This window comes from Brevundimonas sp. (assembly GCF_030704825.1).
Lineage (GTDB): Bacteria > Pseudomonadota > Alphaproteobacteria > Caulobacterales > Caulobacteraceae > Brevundimonas.
Window position 1 is genome coordinate 26,630 of sequence record NZ_JAUYNX010000012.1, and the last position, 14,874, is coordinate 41,503.

18 protein-coding genes are annotated in these 14,874 nt (G+C 71.0%); 9 read left to right on the forward strand and 9 right to left on the reverse strand.

All coding sequences use genetic code 11. The annotated features are described in order from the left end of the window. Positions 1-91 precede the first annotated feature (91 nt). From Q8Q71_RS04790 to Q8Q71_RS04810, 5 genes are read right to left on the reverse strand one after another with little or no spacing between them, the layout of a single operon-like run. A complete protein-coding gene (locus Q8Q71_RS04790) occupies positions 92-595 on the reverse strand; it encodes a phasin (RefSeq protein ID WP_305758504.1) in 504 nt (167 codons plus the stop codon). A gap of 20 nt (positions 596-615) precedes the next feature. Next, on the reverse strand, positions 616-1,371 hold the full coding sequence (locus Q8Q71_RS04795; RefSeq protein ID WP_305758505.1) for a creatininase family protein: 756 nt from the start codon (positions 1,369-1,371) through the stop codon (positions 616-618). 60 nt (positions 1,372-1,431) lie between these two features. Then, positions 1,432-2,025 (reverse strand): TetR/AcrR family transcriptional regulator, encoded by a 594-nt coding sequence (locus tag Q8Q71_RS04800; RefSeq protein WP_305758506.1) that lies wholly within the window; start codon positions 2,023-2,025, stop codon positions 1,432-1,434. Next, positions 2,025-3,611, reverse strand: a complete 1,587-nt coding sequence (locus tag Q8Q71_RS04805; RefSeq protein WP_305758507.1) for a DHA2 family efflux MFS transporter permease subunit — start codon at positions 3,609-3,611, stop codon at positions 2,025-2,027. The genes Q8Q71_RS04800 and Q8Q71_RS04805 overlap by 1 nt, the downstream gene beginning before the upstream one ends. Then, positions 3,608-4,720 (reverse strand): HlyD family secretion protein, encoded by a 1,113-nt coding sequence (locus Q8Q71_RS04810; RefSeq protein ID WP_305758508.1) that lies wholly within the window; start codon positions 4,718-4,720, stop codon positions 3,608-3,610. The genes Q8Q71_RS04805 and Q8Q71_RS04810 overlap by 4 nt, the downstream gene beginning before the upstream one ends. A gap of 162 nt (positions 4,721-4,882) precedes the next feature. Here Q8Q71_RS04810 and Q8Q71_RS04815 point away from each other — a divergent pair, with 162 nt between their 5' ends. Both Q8Q71_RS04815 and nth read left to right on the forward strand, forming a co-directional pair. Further along, the gene (locus Q8Q71_RS04815; RefSeq protein ID WP_305758509.1) at positions 4,883-5,032 is read left to right on the forward strand and encodes a hypothetical protein; all 150 of its coding nucleotides are present in this window, start codon (positions 4,883-4,885) and stop codon (positions 5,030-5,032) included. 41 nt (positions 5,033-5,073) lie between these two features. Further along, a complete protein-coding gene (gene nth, locus Q8Q71_RS04820) occupies positions 5,074-5,811 on the forward strand; it encodes an endonuclease III (protein ID WP_305758510.1) in 738 nt (245 codons plus the stop codon). Here the strand turns inward: nth and Q8Q71_RS04825 are convergent. After that, positions 5,808-6,674 (reverse strand): RimK family alpha-L-glutamate ligase, encoded by an 867-nt coding sequence (locus Q8Q71_RS04825; RefSeq protein ID WP_305758511.1) that lies wholly within the window; start codon positions 6,672-6,674, stop codon positions 5,808-5,810. The two genes, nth and Q8Q71_RS04825, sit on opposite strands and share 4 nt — an antisense overlap. Positions 6,675-6,787: 113 nt before the next feature. Between Q8Q71_RS04825 and Q8Q71_RS04830 the strand changes: the two genes are divergently transcribed. After that, complete coding sequence (locus tag Q8Q71_RS04830) at positions 6,788-7,816, forward strand: adenosine kinase (protein ID WP_305758512.1); 1,029 nt, start codon at positions 6,788-6,790, stop codon at positions 7,814-7,816. Here the strand turns inward: Q8Q71_RS04830 and Q8Q71_RS04835 are convergent. From Q8Q71_RS04835 to Q8Q71_RS04845, 3 genes are read right to left on the reverse strand one after another with little or no spacing between them, the layout of a single operon-like run. Further along, the gene (locus tag Q8Q71_RS04835) at positions 7,803-8,348 is read right to left on the reverse strand and encodes a Smr/MutS family protein (protein ID WP_305758513.1); all 546 of its coding nucleotides are present in this window, start codon (positions 8,346-8,348) and stop codon (positions 7,803-7,805) included. The genes Q8Q71_RS04830 and Q8Q71_RS04835 overlap by 14 nt on opposite strands. Next, positions 8,345-8,605, reverse strand: coding sequence for a helix-turn-helix transcriptional regulator (locus tag Q8Q71_RS04840; protein WP_305758514.1), 261 nt, complete (start codon positions 8,603-8,605; stop codon positions 8,345-8,347). Before Q8Q71_RS04840 ends, Q8Q71_RS04835 begins: the two co-directional genes overlap by 4 nt. A gap of 23 nt (positions 8,606-8,628) precedes the next feature. Then, entirely contained in the window at positions 8,629-9,204 is a 576-nt protein-coding gene (locus tag Q8Q71_RS04845) for a DUF2975 domain-containing protein (protein ID WP_305758515.1), read from the reverse strand. A 463-nt stretch (positions 9,205-9,667) separates the two neighbouring features. On the opposite strand from Q8Q71_RS04845, the gene rdgB reads away from it, so the two are divergent. The 6 genes from rdgB (at position 9,668) to Q8Q71_RS04875 (ending at position 14,822) form a co-directional block, all read left to right on the forward strand. Next, positions 9,668-10,270, forward strand: a complete 603-nt coding sequence (gene rdgB / locus Q8Q71_RS04850; protein WP_305758516.1) for an RdgB/HAM1 family non-canonical purine NTP pyrophosphatase — start codon at positions 9,668-9,670, stop codon at positions 10,268-10,270. After that, positions 10,263-11,426 carry a radical SAM family heme chaperone HemW gene (gene hemW, locus Q8Q71_RS04855; RefSeq protein ID WP_305758517.1) on the forward strand — a complete coding sequence of 388 codons (1,164 nt, stop codon included), beginning with the start codon at positions 10,263-10,265 and terminating at the stop codon, positions 11,424-11,426. The genes rdgB and hemW overlap by 8 nt, the downstream gene beginning before the upstream one ends. A gap of 92 nt (positions 11,427-11,518) precedes the next feature. After that, entirely contained in the window at positions 11,519-12,622 is a 1,104-nt protein-coding gene (locus tag Q8Q71_RS04860; RefSeq protein ID WP_305758518.1) for a Gfo/Idh/MocA family protein, read from the forward strand. Positions 12,623-12,676: 54 nt separating this feature from the next. Further along, a complete protein-coding gene (gene rsmI, locus Q8Q71_RS04865; protein ID WP_371315927.1) occupies positions 12,677-13,573 on the forward strand; it encodes a 16S rRNA (cytidine(1402)-2'-O)-methyltransferase in 897 nt (298 codons plus the stop codon). After that, complete coding sequence (locus Q8Q71_RS04870; protein WP_371315928.1) at positions 13,570-14,010, forward strand: YraN family protein; 441 nt, start codon at positions 13,570-13,572, stop codon at positions 14,008-14,010. Before rsmI ends, Q8Q71_RS04870 begins: the two co-directional genes overlap by 4 nt. Continuing rightward, positions 14,007-14,822 (forward strand): transglutaminase family protein, encoded by an 816-nt coding sequence (locus Q8Q71_RS04875; RefSeq protein WP_305758520.1) that lies wholly within the window; start codon positions 14,007-14,009, stop codon positions 14,820-14,822. Before Q8Q71_RS04870 ends, Q8Q71_RS04875 begins: the two co-directional genes overlap by 4 nt. The last annotated feature ends 52 nt before the right edge of the window (positions 14,823-14,874 follow it).

Consider the following 14,874-nt stretch of genomic DNA (forward strand, 5'->3'; position numbering starts at 1 on the left):
AGCGACCGGGGGGGAAGTGTCCAGACGCACCCCACCCCGTCGTCGCTTCGCGCCGACATCCCTCCCCATAAAGGGGAGGGAGACGCGGGGCCTATTTCTTCAGCCGCTTCGCATTGGCGACGGCGGTGGCGTGGATGGGGCGCAGGGCGTCGGCATGGCCCTTCAACAGTTCGCTGTTGAGGGTCAGCATCTGGCCGGCGGCCCGGCTCCACCAGCCGACGGCGTAGCTGTACTGCGCCTGCAGCGCGGCGGCGGGGGTCGCGGCGGTCGCCATGGCCGAAACCGCCCGCGAGGCCAGGCCGGCCTCGGTCACCAGGCCCAAGCCGACGCGGCCGCCGATGTCGCCGAAGGTCCGCGTCAGGGCGGCGGCCGAGGCCGCCAGCGCCTCCGTCTTCTCGGAGGTCATCAGCGACAGCTCCGCCAGGTCGGCCTTGCGGGGATCGACCAGGCCGGCGGCCATGATCTCGATCCGGGCGTTGATGACGTCCCCGGCGGCCTGCAGCATCTCGCCGCCGGACACGGCCGTGCGCGCGGCGCGGGCGCCGTCGCGGGCCAGGCGGCGGCCGGTCTTCAGGGCGCGGTCGATCTGGGTCATGCCCCAGCCTTGGGCCGCAATCACGTTCCCGGCAAGACCTCGTCGGCGAAGGCGGCCACATCCTTCAACAGGGCCGGAGCCGCGGCGTCGATTATGGTGCGGCCGTGTTCCGGGCTGGCCAGGGCCGGATCGGAACCGATGCGGCCGTCGGGGAAGCGGGCGCGGTAGTCGAGGGCGTCGCGGATCGGCCCCAACGGCGCGATCTTCGGGCTGTAATCGGCCGTCTTGATATGATCGGGATAGGCCGCCTGGGTGACGGCGATCTCGGACGGGGTGGCGTGCATGCCGTGCCCCTTCGGGAAGAGCTGGTTGCACAGGCCGTTGACCCCCGGCAGGTCCCACCAGTTGCGCAGCTTGAGCACGAAGGGCGGCCGTTCCTCGACGAAGCTCCATTCGGCATGGATCTCGGCGAAGGTCGCCTCGATGGTGGCGACGTTGCCGCCGTGGCCGTTGAGGAAGTAGATTCGCTCGAAGCCGTGCCGGCCCAGCGACGAAACCCAGTCGGTGATGGCGGCCATGAAGGTCGATGGCCGCAGGCTGATGGTGCCGGCGAAGGCCAGGTGGTGCTGGGCCATGCCGATGTTGAAGGTCGGGGCGACGACCAGGCTCCCGTCCCGTTTCTCGGCGGCGTGGGCGATGATCTCGGGGCACATCCAGTCGGTGCCCAGCAGCCCGGTCGGGCCGTGCTGCTCGTTCGAGCCGATCGGCACCACGATGGTCTTCGTGCTCTTCAGCCGGGCGTCGATCTCGGGCCAGGACGACAGGTGGATCAGCATGGTTGGGACTCCGCGACGATTTGCGCGCGGTCTAGGCCGATTGGGCGCCGGGGCCAACCGTCAGCGGGCGAACGCGCGCAGGAAGCGGCGGGCGGCCTCGGCGGCGCGCGCCTGCAGATCGAAGGGAGGCTGCGCCACGCCGAGCACGCCGCGCAGATGGCCGTGCCCCAGCACCATGCCCGAGAACATCTCGGCGGCGGCGTCGGGGTCGGGAACCGACAGCAGGCCCGACCGGTCCTGTTCCGCCAGCCAGGCCGACAGGCGGCGCAGGCCCTCCGCCGGGCCGGCCTGGTAGATGGCGTCGGCCAGGTCCGGCATCTCGGGCGACATCAGGGCCACGCCGCGCAGCGACGCCCCGGCCTCGGCCCGACACAGCTTGTCCAGCAGGCCGACGGCCAGCGCCGTCAGCACGGTTTCGGGATCGCCGCCGGCGCGCAGCGGCGCGCTGATGGCGTCGGACCGGCGCGCGGCCAGGGCGCGGCCGATCTCCAGCTTGTTGAGAAAGCGGTTGTAGAGGGTCTGGCGCGACACTCCGGCCCGGCGCGCGATCTGCTCCATCGAGGCCAGGGCGCCCTTCTCCCCGAACAGGGCGGACGCCGCCTCGAGGATGGCCTCGGTCTTGGCCTCGTCGACCTGTCCGCGAACCCGCGCCATCAGTGCGCCTCCGCCGGCGGCGCCCCGGCCGGCGCCTTCACCGGACGCGAAAGCAGGGTGACGAAGGCGGCGAAGGCGCAGGCGATGGCCAGCATGGCGAAGGCGTCGCCGAAGGCCAGGGTCGTCGCCTGCCGGTTCAGCATCCCGTACACCGCCTTCATCGCCGCCCCCGCCGGATCGACCGAGCCCGCGAACCGCTTCTGCATCCCGGCCAGCATGGCCTGCATTCCAGTGCTCGTCACCGGGATGTTCTGGGTCAGCTCGCTCATGTGCAGGGCGGTGTTCTGCGTCAGGGAGGTGTTGAGGATGGCCAGGCCGAAGGCGCCGCCGACGTTGCGGCTCAGATTGACCAGGCCCGAAGCGTTCTTGACCATCCCGGGCGGCAGGGTCGACATGGTCACCTGCTGGGCCGCGATCATGGCCAGCATGACGCCGCAGCCGCGCACCGCCTGCACCCCGGCGAACTCCCAGAAGCCCCAGTCCGCGGTGACCAGCCGGGCGTCCCACATGCCCCAGGCGCACAGCATGAAGCCGCCGAACATCAGCAGCCGCAGGTCGACCTTGCGCACCAGCCGCCCGGCGAAGGGCGCGGTCAGGAACATGGCCAGGCCCGAGACCACCATGGTCGTCCCGACCTCCGAGGCCGAATAGTCGCGCACCCGGCCGAGGAACAGCGGCAGCAGGAAGGTGCCGCCGAACAGGGCCGCCCCGACGGTGAAGGTCATCACCACCCCGACGAGGAAGTTGCGATTGGCGAAGGCGCGCAGCTCGACGATCGGATTGCGGTAGGTCAGGGAGCGCCAGATGAAGGCCGGGCCGGTGATGGCGGCCACCACGGCCAGCAGCAGAATCGTGTCGTCGGCGAACCAGTCGTTCCTCGACCCCTCCTCCAGCACGAACTGCAGGCTCATCAGGAAGGTCGCCATGAGGCCCAGACCCGCCCAGTCGAACCCCCTGGACAGCGACGGATCGCCCTTGTCGAAATCGGCGTAGCGGCCGACCAGGAACAGCACCAGCATGCCCGGGACGACGTTGATGAAGAACAGCCAGCGCCAGCTGAGCCATTCCGTCAGGTGCCCGCCCAGGGTCGGGCCGACCGTCGGCGCCAGGGTGACGATCAGCCCCATGACGATGCTGGCCGTGACCCGCCTGTCCGGCGGGAAGGCGGTGAAGGCGACGGCGAAGACGGTCGGGATCATGGCCCCGCCGACAAAGCCCTGCAGCGCCCGGAAGAAGATCATCGCCTCGATCGAGGACGACATGCCGGTGGCCACGCTCATCAGCAGGAAGCCGGCGCAGGAAACTAGGAAGACTTTCTGCGTCCCCCACAGCCGCGACAGATAGCCCGACAGCGGGATCATCACGACCTCGGGGATCAGATAGGCGGTCTGGATCCAGCTGATCTCGTCGGCCGAGGCGCCGACCCCGGCCTGGATCTGCGGCAGGGACGAGGCCACGATCTGGATGTCGAGGATGGCCATGAACTGGCCGATCACCATGCCGGCGAAGCCGAGCAGCAGGACGGTCCAGTTGACGGCGGGCGTCGGGGCGGGCGCGGCCTCGACCGTCGGCGCGGCGGCGGTCACCGGACCGCGACGTCCGGGGAGGCGACGGCGGCGACGACCGGACCGGTGGCGGCTTCGGCGAAATTCAGCCCGCCGCGGCTCTTCAGATCGACCTTGACCTCGACCGACAGGCCAGGCCGCAGGGCGGCGGCGCCCGCCGCATCGACGCGGATGCGCACCGGAACGCGCTGGGTGATGCGGGTGAAATTGCCGGTGGCGTTCTCGACGGGGATCAGGGCGAATTCAGAACCGGTGGCGGGGGCGAAGCTGTCGATATGGCCCGTCAGCCGCTCGCCGGGGAAGGCGTCGGCGCTGATCTCGACGGTCTGGCCGAGGCGCAGGCGGTCGAGCTGGGTCTCCTTGAAATTGGCCACCACCCAGGCGTCGCCCAGCGGCACGATGGACAGGATCTGACCGCCCGGCCGGACGTACTGTCCGACGCGGACGCCGCGGGCGCCGACCACGCCGGCGACCGGGGCTCGGATGACGGTGCGGTCGAGGGCGATGCGGGCCTGTTCGACCTGGGCGCGGGCCAGGTCGACGGCGGCCAGGCTCTGGTTGCGGCTCGAGCCCAGCACCCCGGCGGTGCGCTGTTCGGCGACCAGGGCGGCTTCAGCCTCGGCGACAGAGGCCTGGGCGGTGCGGGCGCCGGCCTGTTCGGTCTGGATGCGGGCCTGGGAGACCCAGCCCTGCTCGGCCAGCCTGCCGTAGCGGTCGACCTGCTGCGCGGCCAGTTCGGCCTGGGCGCGGGCCTGGGCCAGGCCGGCGGCGCGCGAGGCGATCACCGCCTGTTCCTGGGCCGCGCGGGCGTCGACATTGCCCACGGCGGCGATCACGGCGGCGAGGTTGGCCTCGGCCTGGGCCAGGTCGGCGCGGGCGTCGGCGCCGTCGAGCCGGATCAGGATCTGGCCCGGCGCGACCCGCTGGTTGTCGGCCACCAGCACCTCGACGACATAGCCCTCGATCTGGGGGCTGACGCCGGTGGTGTCGGCGGCGACGAAGGCGTTGTCGGTGGCCTCCCAGCGCTGCTTGTTCTGCCACCAGACCACGCCCCCGATGACGAGCGCCAGGACCGCGACAGCGGCCACGATCAGGGGCAGACGCTTCTTGTGGGCGGGAGACAGGGTCATGGCGGACTCGAAGGCGTGTCAGGGAGGACGGCGCATAAATGGACAAGACTGTCCAAAAATCAACCCTTCTTCACGCCCGTCCCGACACATCCTGTTTCCGAACCTGCTTGACCGCGACGCCGCGGAGGGTTCGACTACGGCCAGGCTGACAGGAGACCCTTGATGAAGCGCCTCGCCGCCCGTTTCGCCCAGCCCGCCAGTCTCCTGATCCTCAGCTGCACGATCCTGTTCGACTGGCCGCTCGCCGTCGGCGTGGTCGGCATGGTCATTGGCGCGGGGGCCCTGTTCATTCCCGATCGCTGGGCGGCCTGACGCCCTCCCGGTCGCCGGCCGGGTCTGCTACCGGGTCATCCATGAAGCCGCCCAAGGCCCGACCCGAGCCCGCGTCGAAGCGCCCCGCCGTCATGACCGGGGCCATGGTCCCCGTGCAGGGCTGGCCGCCGGACGAGGATCGGGTCGAGGCCATCTTCGAGCGGCTGGCGCGGGTCATGCCGGAGCCGAAGACCGAACTGGATTTCTCCAGCCCCTATACCCTGGTCGTCGCCGTCGCCCTCTCGGCCCAGGCCACCGACGTCTCGGTCAACAGGGCCACCGACCGGCTGTTCAAGGTCGCCGACACGCCCGCGAAGATGCTGGCGTTGGGGGAAGAGGGACTGATCCCCTACATCGCCTCCATCGGCCTCTATCGCGGCAAGGCGAGGAACGTGATCGCCCTCAGCCGCATCCTGCTGGAACAGCATGGCGGGCAGGTTCCGCTGAACCGCGCTGCGCTTCAGGCCCTGCCCGGCGTGGGCCGCAAGACCGCCAGCGTGGTGCTGAACGAACTGGGGGTCGAGGCCGCCATCGCCGTCGACACCCACGTCTTCCGCGTCTCGCACCGTCTGGGGCTGGCCAACGCCGCCACCCCCGACAAGGTCGAGGCCCAGCTGTTCCGGGTCGTTCCCGAGGCGTGGCTGCCCAAGGCTCACCACTGGCTGATCCTGCACGGCCGCTACACCTGCACGGCGCGCAGGCCGAAATGCAGCGCCTGTCTGATCAGCGACCTGTGCCCGTCGCGGGCGGGGCTGCAGGCGCTTGGGGAAGCGGTCTAGAGCCGCGCCTTCACCGCCTCCGCGAACCGCTTCTCGCCCTCCGGCGCCGAGCCGAGATAGAAGTCCGGCTCGATCAGCTCGGCCTCCATCAACAGCCAGCGGCCGTCGACGTCGGGGGCCATGTCGATGCGGGCGTAGAGCAGGTCTTCGCCGATCGCCGCCAGTGTCTGTTCCGCCAGCGCCAGGGCGCCCGCCGGCGGCCCGGCCAGGGCGGTGTAGCCGCCGCCGTACTGGACCTGGACCCGGAACTCGCCGGGGACGGGCCGTTTGTTGACGACGTGGCTGAGCTTGCCACCGAAGAACAGCAGCGAGGTTTCGCCCTCGGTCTCGATGGTCGGCAGATAGGGCTGGATCATCGCGGGCCCCCCGGGCGCGTCCTTCAGCCGGTCGCCGCGCGACAGCCGCAGGGTCTTCCATGCTCCGCCCGAGACGCGCGGCTTGACCACCAGCTGGTCGGTGGCGAAGCGATCGAAGGCCGCGTCGACGTCGGCCTGCGTCGGGCTGTCGATCCAGACCGTGTCAGGGATGGCGATCCCCTTGTCGGCCAGACGGCCCAGGTAGGACTTGTCCGAATTCCAGCCCAGCACCGACGGCGGGTTCAGCATCCGCACCCCCGCCGCCCAGGTTTCGCAGGCCTGCATCCAGCGGTCGTGATCGCGATGATAGCCCCAGGCGATCAGTGGCAGGACCAGCGGATAGCCGGCCAGGCCCGAGGCGTCGGCGACGTGGTCGGTCCACGGCGTCGGAACCGCCGTCAGTCCCGCCGTCGACAGGGCTTCGCCGAGGCGCTCCAGCACCCCCGGCCACTGGCCGGCGTAGGAGGGATCGGACGGGTCGGGGGTCAGGACGGCGACGTCGGTCATGTCCGGCTCCTCGCCGGAAACCCGCCCGGGCGCAACACCGGTTTCCTTGTCCGTCCATAAGGAGATCGGCCGCGCGTCTGGCCAAGCGCGCCGCGGCCCGCTATGGGCCCGCCATGACCCAACCCCCCGCCTATGATGTCTGCGCCGTCGGCAATGCGATCGTCGACGTTCTCGCCCCCTGTGACCCCGGCTTCCTGACGGCCCAGGGCCTGACCGCCGGCTCCATGCAGCTGGTCGACGCGCAACAGAGCGCCGCCCTTTACGCCGCCATGGCCGCCGGGGTGGAGGCCTCGGGCGGTTCGGCGGGCAACACCGTGGCCGGCGTCGGCTCCTTCGGCGGGCGCGCGGCCTACATCGGCAAGGTCGCCGACGACCAGCTGGGCGGCGTCTTCACCCACGACATCCGCGCCGCCGGGGTCGCCTTCGACACGGCGCCCCTGAAGGACGGCGCCGAACAGGGTCTCGCCACCGGGGTCTGCATGATCAACGTCACCCCCGACGGCCAGCGCACCATGTGCACCTTCCTCGGCGCCGCCAACCAGCTGGCCGTCGCCGACATCGACGCGGCCCTGATCGGCGACTCGGCGATCGTCTACCTCGAGGGCTATCTGTTCGACCCGGCCCCGGCCCGCGCCGCCTTCGAGGCCGCCGCCGCCGCCGCCCACGCCGCCGGGCGCAAGGTCGCCATCACCCTGTCGGACAGCTTCGTGGTCCACCGCTGGCGCGCCGAACTTCTGGCCTTCATCGAGGCCTCGGCCGACATCGTCCTGGCCAATGAGGGCGAACTCCACGCCCTGTTCGAGACCGAGGACTTCGACCACGCCGCCGCCCATCTGGGCCGCATCGTCGAGATCGCCGCCGTCACGCGCGGCGCCGCGGGCTCGGTCGTGTTCGGCAAGGGCGGCGCCGAGCGGGTCGAGGTCGCCGCCTGCCCGGTCGACAAGGTGATCGACACCACCGGCGCCGGCGACCAGTACGCCGCCGGCTTCCTGTTGGGCCTCGCCCGCGGCCTGTCGCTCGAGGACGCCGGCAAGCTGGGCTCGCTGGCGGCGGCCGAGGTCATCGCCCACTGGGGCCCGCGGCCGATGGTGTCGCTGCAGACGCTTGCGAGAGAGACGGGGCTGACGCTCAACCTCGCCTGATCGTCACATACAGCGCCCCGTCGCCGCCATGATGCCGGGCGGCTGGCGCGAATCCCGATACCACGCCGCGCAGCGCCGGGCCCTGCAGCCATTCGTGGACCGAGGCGCGGATTACCCCCGCACCGCCGCGCCGGCCCTGGCCGGTGATGACCAGCACCGAGCGGTATCCGCGCGCCTGGGCGCCGAGCAGGAAGGCGGTCAGGGCGTCCTGGGCCTGGAAGCGGCCGAAGCCGTGCAGGTCGATCCGGGCCTCGATGGGATCGCGCTCGCGCGACAGGCGACGCTGCCGACGCGGCTCCAGCTCTTCCGGATGGCCGCGCGGACGGGCGGGCGCCGGGGCGGGCGGGGTCCAGGACGGCGCGACTCCCCGGGCCTTGCCCGGCGCCTTCGGCTGCGGCGCGGCCGGCGGATCGACCACCGCCGCGCCGGGAATGACGCGGGGGGCCTTCTTCGGCCGGGCGCGGGTGACCGAGCCGGCGACGCGAGCCCAGATGCGGCGGTCGTCGGGGCTCAGGTCGTCGCGGCGGCTCATGTCGTGCCGGGGGCGTTCCCGTCGACGTCCTCGTCCGAGCCGAGATCCTGGGGCCCCGGAGTCTGCGCCAGCAGGTCGCCCGGCTGGCAGTTCAGCTCGCGGCACAGGGCGTCCAGGGTGGTGAAGCGGATGGCCCGGGCCTTGCCGGTCTTGAGGATCGACAGATTGGCCAGGGTGACGCCGACGCGGTCGGCCAGCTCGGTCAGCGACATGCGCCGCTCGAGGAGGATGCGATCTAGCTGGACGCGGATGGCCATGACGGTTCTCTAGCTCAACCCGATCAGATCGTTAATTCGGATTCGCGCCGCAGGCGCGCGCCTTCGCGGAACACCTCGGCGAGGACGAAGACGACGAGGACGGAAAAGGCCGGGGTGACCAGGTCGAACAGGGAGGGCGGGTCCATCTCGCCGCGGGCGAGGCGCGCCACCAGGGTCTGGCCGATCCAGGCGCCGCCCGTGACCACGGCCAGGGTCAGGCCGATCTGTTTCAGACGGCTGACGTTGGTGGGATGAAACGGGTCGCCGGTGGCGAGGGTGGCGAAGATGCGCCGCAGCTGCCGCAGGATCAGGGCGAAGCCGCCGAAATAGCCGGCGAAGGCGCCGAAACCGAACAGGATGTAGGCGCGGGACACGGGAATCTCGGTGCCGCCCGATTCATCGCTGAAAATCAGGCCTGTCGGCCCCATGGGCAGGAAGGCGGCGACGACGAAGGCCGCCAGGACGATCACGGTCAGCAGGATCATCAGCCAGTAGGCCACGCCCAGGGCCGCGTTCAGCAGCCGGGACATGGAGCGGGCGGGCAGGCCCGGCACGGCCGGTACGCGGATCCCGAGCGAAAACGACTTCGGGAAGCGCATGGGTCGACCTCTCTGTTAGCGGGCCGGTCGGCGGGGCGAGGATGCCGCGCGGGGTCCGGCGAACCCACACGCGGTCTTATTCATCGCGATTGTCATGCCGATCGTCAAAGCTCCTGTGAGACAGAAGAGAAGAATCACAGGGCCTGGATCAGGGTGGCGACCAGGGCGGTCGGCAGGGCGGCGAGCAGGAAGGCGTTGAGGATGCCGTGGCCGACCTTCTCGATGAAGTAGGAAGCGTTCATGGTGTTCATGGTCTTTCTCCGTTGGTCCTGAGTGAGGGATGTTTTTCACCCCTCTTTGATTGTTCCGCTGCATCGATCTTGCCGGTATCGGCTCGTTCGGGGAACGTCCCGGCGTCCGTCCTTGAAGACATAGATAGGACGTGCCTAACGAAAAGGCACGTTACATATCGTTTAACGATATTAAACTTTGGCAATGGATTGTTGCGGAGCGCGTGATCGGAATGAAACTGAAGCTTATCAAGGGGATGCGGCTGGTCGTGGCGACCCACAATCCCGGCAAGGCGGTCGAGATCGACGCCCTGCTGGGCGGACATTACGCGGTGGTCACCGCCGCCAGCCTGAATCTGCCCGAGCCGGACGAGACCGAGAGCACCTTCGCCGGCAACGCCCTGCTGAAGGCCCGCCATGCAGCCGACCGTTCGGGCGAGGTCGCCCTGGCCGACGACTCCGGCCTTTCGGTCGCGGCCCTGGACGGCGCGCCCGGCATCTTCTCGGCGCGCTGGGCCGGGCCGGACAAGGATTTCGCCTTCGCCATGCGCCGCGTCGAGGAGCGGCTGGAGGAGACCGGCTCGCCGGATCGCCGCGCCTGGTTCACCTCGGCCCTCGCCGTGGCCTGGCCGGACGGGCCGGCGGTGGTGGTCGAGGGCCGGGTCGACGGCCAGCTGACCTTCCCCCCGCGCGGCGACCGCGGCTTCGGCTACGACCCCATCTTCATCCCCGAGGGCCAGACCCGGACCTTCGGCGAACTGGATCCGGCGCTGAAGGACAGCATCAGCCACCGGGCGCGGGCGTTCGCGAAGCTGAAGGCCTGCCTGATTGACTGACGCGGTCCCCGACCCCGGAACGGATGTGGCGCTTTACGTCCACTGGCCGTATTGCGCCCGCATCTGTCCCTATTGCGACTTCAACGTCGTGCGCGACCGGGGCCGGGCGGAGGAACAGGCGGCGCTGGTCCAGGCCATCCTCGCCGACCTGGAGGCGCAAGCCGCCCTGACCGGTCCGCGCCGGCTGGCCTCGATCTTCTTCGGCGGCGGCACCCCGTCGCTGATGGCGCCCGAGGCCGTGGCCGCCGTGATCGAGCGGGCGAAGGCCCTGTTCCCGCCACGGGGCGAAATCGAGATCACGCTGGAGGCCAATCCCACCGATGCCGAAGCGGCCCGGTTCAAAGCCCTGGCCGACGCCGGGGTCAACCGCCTGTCCATGGGGGTGCAGGCGCTGGACGACGCGGCCCTGGCCTTCCTCGGCCGCAACCATTCGGCGGACGAGGCCCGCCGCGCCGTCGCCGTCGCCGCCCGGGCCTTCCCGCGCCTGTCCATCGACCTGATCTACGCCCGGCCCGGCCAGACCGTGGACGGCTGGCGCGCCGAACTGACCGGGGCCATCGACCTGGGTTTTGAGCACGTCTCGCCCTACCAGCTGACCATCGAGCCTTCGACCGCCTTCGGCCGCGCCGTCGCCCGCGGCGCCTGGATCCCTCCCGACGAGGACCGCGCCGCCGCCCTGTACGAAACCACCCAGGCTGTCCTCGAGGCCGCCGGCTTCGACGCCTATGAGGTGTCCAACCACGCGCGCGGCGTGGCGGCGCGGTCCGCCCACAATCTCCACGTCTGGCGCGGCGGCGACTATCTCGGGGCCGGGCCGGGGGGGCACGGGCGGCTGACGCTCGAAGGCGCGCGGACGGCGACGGTCGCGCACAAGGGCATCGGGGCCTATGTCGCCGGCGTCGCGGCCGGCGCGCCGTGGAGCGAGCGGGAGACGCAGTCGGCGCGGGACGCGGCGGAGGAGAAGGTGCTTCTGGGCCTGCGCACCATCGAGGGCGTGGCGCTGGCGGATCTGGCCCTGCTGGGCCGGACCGGGGCCACGGAACCGCTCGCCGGATTGATCGCGGACGGCTTCCTGACGGCGACTGCGGGACGGGTCAGGGCGACGCCGGCCGGCCGGCCGGTGCTGGACGGAGTGCTGAAGGCCTTGCTGGTTTGAGCGCCGAACCCCTCGCCTGGGCAGCGGGTGGATCATCATCCCCAACAGGTTAGTCTTGTCGCGGTCGTCGTAACGAATGGGCTCCAAGGCAGATGTTTCCCACCCGTCGCAGTATCCTCGAACTCGCCGCCGCCACGGCCGTTCTGTCCGCGACCACCGCGACCGCCGCGACGGCCCACGCGCGATCACGCGACAAGCTCGGCTATGCGATCGTCGGCCTCGGGGGGTACGCTAATGTCATCCTGCCGCGCTTCGCGGAGTGCCGGCACTCGAGGGTTGCGGCCCTGGTCAGCGGGTCAGCGGATAAGGCCCGGCGTTACGGCGTCCAGTACGGCGTGCCGGAACGCAGCCAATATTCCTATGAAACCTTCGACGACCTCCGGAACAATCCGGACGTCGATATCGTCTATGTGATCCTGCCGAACGGGATGCATCACGAATACACCCTGCGGGCCGCGGCGGCCGGCAAGCACGTCATGTGCGAAAAGCCGATGGCCAATACGGCGGCGGAGGCCGAATCGATGATCGCCGCCTGCCGGGCCGCCGACCGGAAATTGATGATTGGCTATCGCAGTCATTTCGAGGCGGCGAACCTCGAGGCCATGCGGGTCGTCAGGGCCGGGGAATTGGGCCGCCCGCGCATCGTCACAGCCGAACACGGCTTCAACATCGGCGATCCGACCCAGTGGCGGCTGAACCGGGCCCTGGCCGGCGGCGGCTCGCTGATGGACATCGGCATCTACAGCCTCCAGGCCGCCCGTTATCTCACCGGCGAAGAGCCGGTCGAGGTCACGGCGCTGGAATCGACCGATCGCTCGGACCCGCGGTTCCGCGAGGTCGAGGACACCATCAATTTCCAGCTTCGCTTTCCGTCCGGCGTCGTCGCCGACTGCGTCTCGACCTACGGCTCGCATCACAATCGCTACCGGGTGGTCGGGACGGAAGGCTGGATCGACGCCGAATCGGCCACGGGCTATGGCGGCAACCGCCTGCGTCTGCACCGCGACGGTCGCACGGCGGAACATCCCGTCCCCGAGGCCGGGCAAAACCAGTTCTCGGCCCAGCTCGATCACCTGTCCCTGTGCGTGATGAACGACCGCGCGCCGATCGTCGCCGGCGAGGAGGGGCTGAAGGACATGCGGATCATCGAGGCCATCTACCGCGCCGCCCGCGAGCGACGCACGGTCTCACTCTGATCCTCGCCCCCGCGGCCCCTTGAGCCGGGCGATCCCCGCTGGCACGGTCCGCCGATGCCAGAGTTTCCGCCAGAGTCCGTGCCCGATCCCTCGCCGTTTCCCCCGATCGCCCCGCCGCGGCGACCGGTGGCGTCGGGTCTCTATCTGGTGTCGACGCCGATCGGGAACCTGAGGGACATGACCCTGCGGGCGCTCGATGTGCTGTCCGCCGCCGACCTGGTGCTGGCCGAGGACACCCGGGTCACCGGCAAGCTGTTGTCCGCCTACGGGCTGAAGGCGAAGCTGGAGCGCTGCGACGATCACGCCTCGCCGCGCGCCGCCGAACTGGCCATCGAGCGCCTGCGCGAAGGGGCGGTGGTCGCGCTGGTGTCGGACGCGGGCACGCCCCTGGTCAGCGACCCCGGCTTCGTCGTGGCCCGGGCGGTGATCGCGGCCGGCCTGCCGGTGCATCCGATCCCCGGCCCGTCCAGCCTGCTGGCGGCCCTGTGCATCGCCGGCCTGCCCGCGGATCGGGTGCTGTTCGCCGGCTTCCTGCCCGCAAAGTCCGGCGCCCGCCGCGCGGCGCTGGAAGAGGTCCGCACCGCGCGACAGACCCTGGTCTTCTTCGAGAGCGGCCCGCGCCTGGCCGACAGCCTCGCCGACATGGCCGCCGTGCTGGGCCAGCGCCCCGCCGCCGTCGCCCGCGAATTGACCAAGATGTACGAGGAGTGCGTGCGCGGCTCCCTGGCCGAACTGGCCGTGGATCCGCGCTGCCAGTCGCCCAAGGGCGAGATCGTCATCGTCGTCGCCCCCGGCGAAGCGGAGGCCGCCTCGGAGGCGGACGCCGACGCGGCCCTGGCCGAGGCCATGACCCGGCTGCCGCCCGGCGAGGCGGCGGCGGAGGTGTCGAGGGCCCTGAACCTGCCGCGCAAGCCGCTCTACAAGCGGGCGCTGGAGCTGCAGGGCCGGTGAGCCGGAAGCGGCCGGAGGGGCGGCTGAAAGCCCCGAAGGTCGTGCGGGTCAAGCGCGGCTGGCGGGTCGCCCTCGGAGCCGTGTCCCACCGGCTCGGCCATCGGTCCGAATGGCTGGCCGCGGCCCTGCTGATGGCCGCGGGTTACCAGATCCTCGGCTTCCGCCTGAAGACCCGCGCCGGGGAGATCGACATCCTCGCGCGGCGCGGCCGGGTGCTGGCCGTGGTCGAGGTCAAGCGCCGCGCCACCCTCGAGGCGGCCCTGACCGCCCTTGGCCCCGACCAGTACGACCGGCTGCTGGCGGCCGGCCGGTCGGTGTTGCGCCAAAGACCCAGCTTGGCCGGTCACGTGCTGAGAATCGATATGGTGGCGCTGGCTCCCGGCCGGTTTCCGCGCCATCGTCGCGGGGTTGTCGCCTTCGGGAGGGGCGCCGCATGACCCGCGATGAAGCGATAGAGGTGCTCACCGAGGCCGGACAGGTCGGGGACGAGGCCTTTCCCCTGCTCGAAGCGGCCATCGCCTGCGCCATCCACGACCATCCGTTTCGCGATCCCGAGCCGGTGCGGACCCTGGCCGCCCGCGCCGCCGAACGGCTGGCCGAGCGCACCGGCGGCGAAAGCCCCGACGACGCCCTGGCCGAGACCATGGCCGCCGACCTGCGCCTGAACGGCGATCTGCTCAACTACGACCATCCGGGCAACACCGACGTCATCGACGTGGCCGAGCGCCGGCGCGGCCTGTCGGCGGCCCTGTCGGTCTTCTACCTCGACGCCGCGCGGCGGGCGGGGATCAAGGCCCGGGGCGTCGACTTCCCCGGCCATTTCCTGCTGCGGGTCGAGACCCCCGAGGGGCCGGTCGCTCTCGATCCGTTCAGCCAGGGCCGGCTGGTGCTGCCGTCGGAGCTGACGCGGCGCGCGCTCAGGGCCGGGCTGACGCCGCACGTGGCCGACCGGCTGGACGTGCTGATGGCCCCGGTGACCGACCGCCAGGCCCTGATCCGGCTGCAGAACGTGCTGTTCAGCCGCGCCATCCGGGCCGAGGACTATGAGGGGGCCGAACGCTCCGCCCTGCGCCGGGCCCTGCTCGACCCCGAGGATCACCGGCCGTGGCTGGACGTCGCCGCCGCCCGCGAGAAACAGGGCGCCCTCGCCGGCGCGCTGGAAGCCCTGGCCCACGCCCGCACGGTGGACGATCCGATGGAGGCCCACCGCCAGATGTCGGTCGACCGGGTCCGGCTGCAGCTCAATTGAGCTGGCCTGCCGCTTTCAGACTACTTGAGGCCGGACCAGGCTTGCGCGCGCG

Bases quoted from the DNA above. Each gene is read 5' to 3' on its own strand.
- Q8Q71_RS04790 (WP_305758504.1), bottom strand. From the start codon at position 595: ATGACCCAGATCGACCGCGCCCTGAAGACCGGCCGCCGCCTGGCCCGC.
- Q8Q71_RS04795 (WP_305758505.1), bottom strand. From the start codon at position 1,371: ATGCTGATCCACCTGTCGTCCTGGCCCGAGATCGACGCCCGGCTGAAG.
- Q8Q71_RS04800 (WP_305758506.1), bottom strand. From the start codon at position 2,025: ATGGCGCGGGTTCGCGGACAGGTCGACGAGGCCAAGACCGAGGCCATC.
- Q8Q71_RS04810 (WP_305758508.1), bottom strand. From the start codon at position 4,720: ATGACCCTGTCTCCCGCCCACAAGAAGCGTCTGCCCCTGATCGTGGCC.
- Q8Q71_RS04815 (WP_305758509.1), top strand. From the start codon at position 4,883: ATGAAGCGCCTCGCCGCCCGTTTCGCCCAGCCCGCCAGTCTCCTGATC.
- nth (WP_305758510.1), top strand. From the start codon at position 5,074: ATGAAGCCGCCCAAGGCCCGACCCGAGCCCGCGTCGAAGCGCCCCGCC.
- Q8Q71_RS04825 (WP_305758511.1), bottom strand. From the start codon at position 6,674: ATGACCGACGTCGCCGTCCTGACCCCCGACCCGTCCGATCCCTCCTAC.
- Q8Q71_RS04830 (WP_305758512.1), top strand. From the start codon at position 6,788: ATGACCCAACCCCCCGCCTATGATGTCTGCGCCGTCGGCAATGCGATC.
- Q8Q71_RS04835 (WP_305758513.1), bottom strand. From the start codon at position 8,348: ATGAGCCGCCGCGACGACCTGAGCCCCGACGACCGCCGCATCTGGGCT.
- Q8Q71_RS04840 (WP_305758514.1), bottom strand. From the start codon at position 8,605: ATGGCCATCCGCGTCCAGCTAGATCGCATCCTCCTCGAGCGGCGCATG.
- Q8Q71_RS04845 (WP_305758515.1), bottom strand. From the start codon at position 9,204: ATGCGCTTCCCGAAGTCGTTTTCGCTCGGGATCCGCGTACCGGCCGTG.
- rdgB (WP_305758516.1), top strand. From the start codon at position 9,668: ATGAAACTGAAGCTTATCAAGGGGATGCGGCTGGTCGTGGCGACCCAC.
- Q8Q71_RS04860 (WP_305758518.1), top strand. From the start codon at position 11,519: ATGTTTCCCACCCGTCGCAGTATCCTCGAACTCGCCGCCGCCACGGCC.
- rsmI (WP_371315927.1), top strand. From the start codon at position 12,677: ATGCCAGAGTTTCCGCCAGAGTCCGTGCCCGATCCCTCGCCGTTTCCC.
- Q8Q71_RS04875 (WP_305758520.1), top strand. From the start codon at position 14,007: ATGACCCGCGATGAAGCGATAGAGGTGCTCACCGAGGCCGGACAGGTC.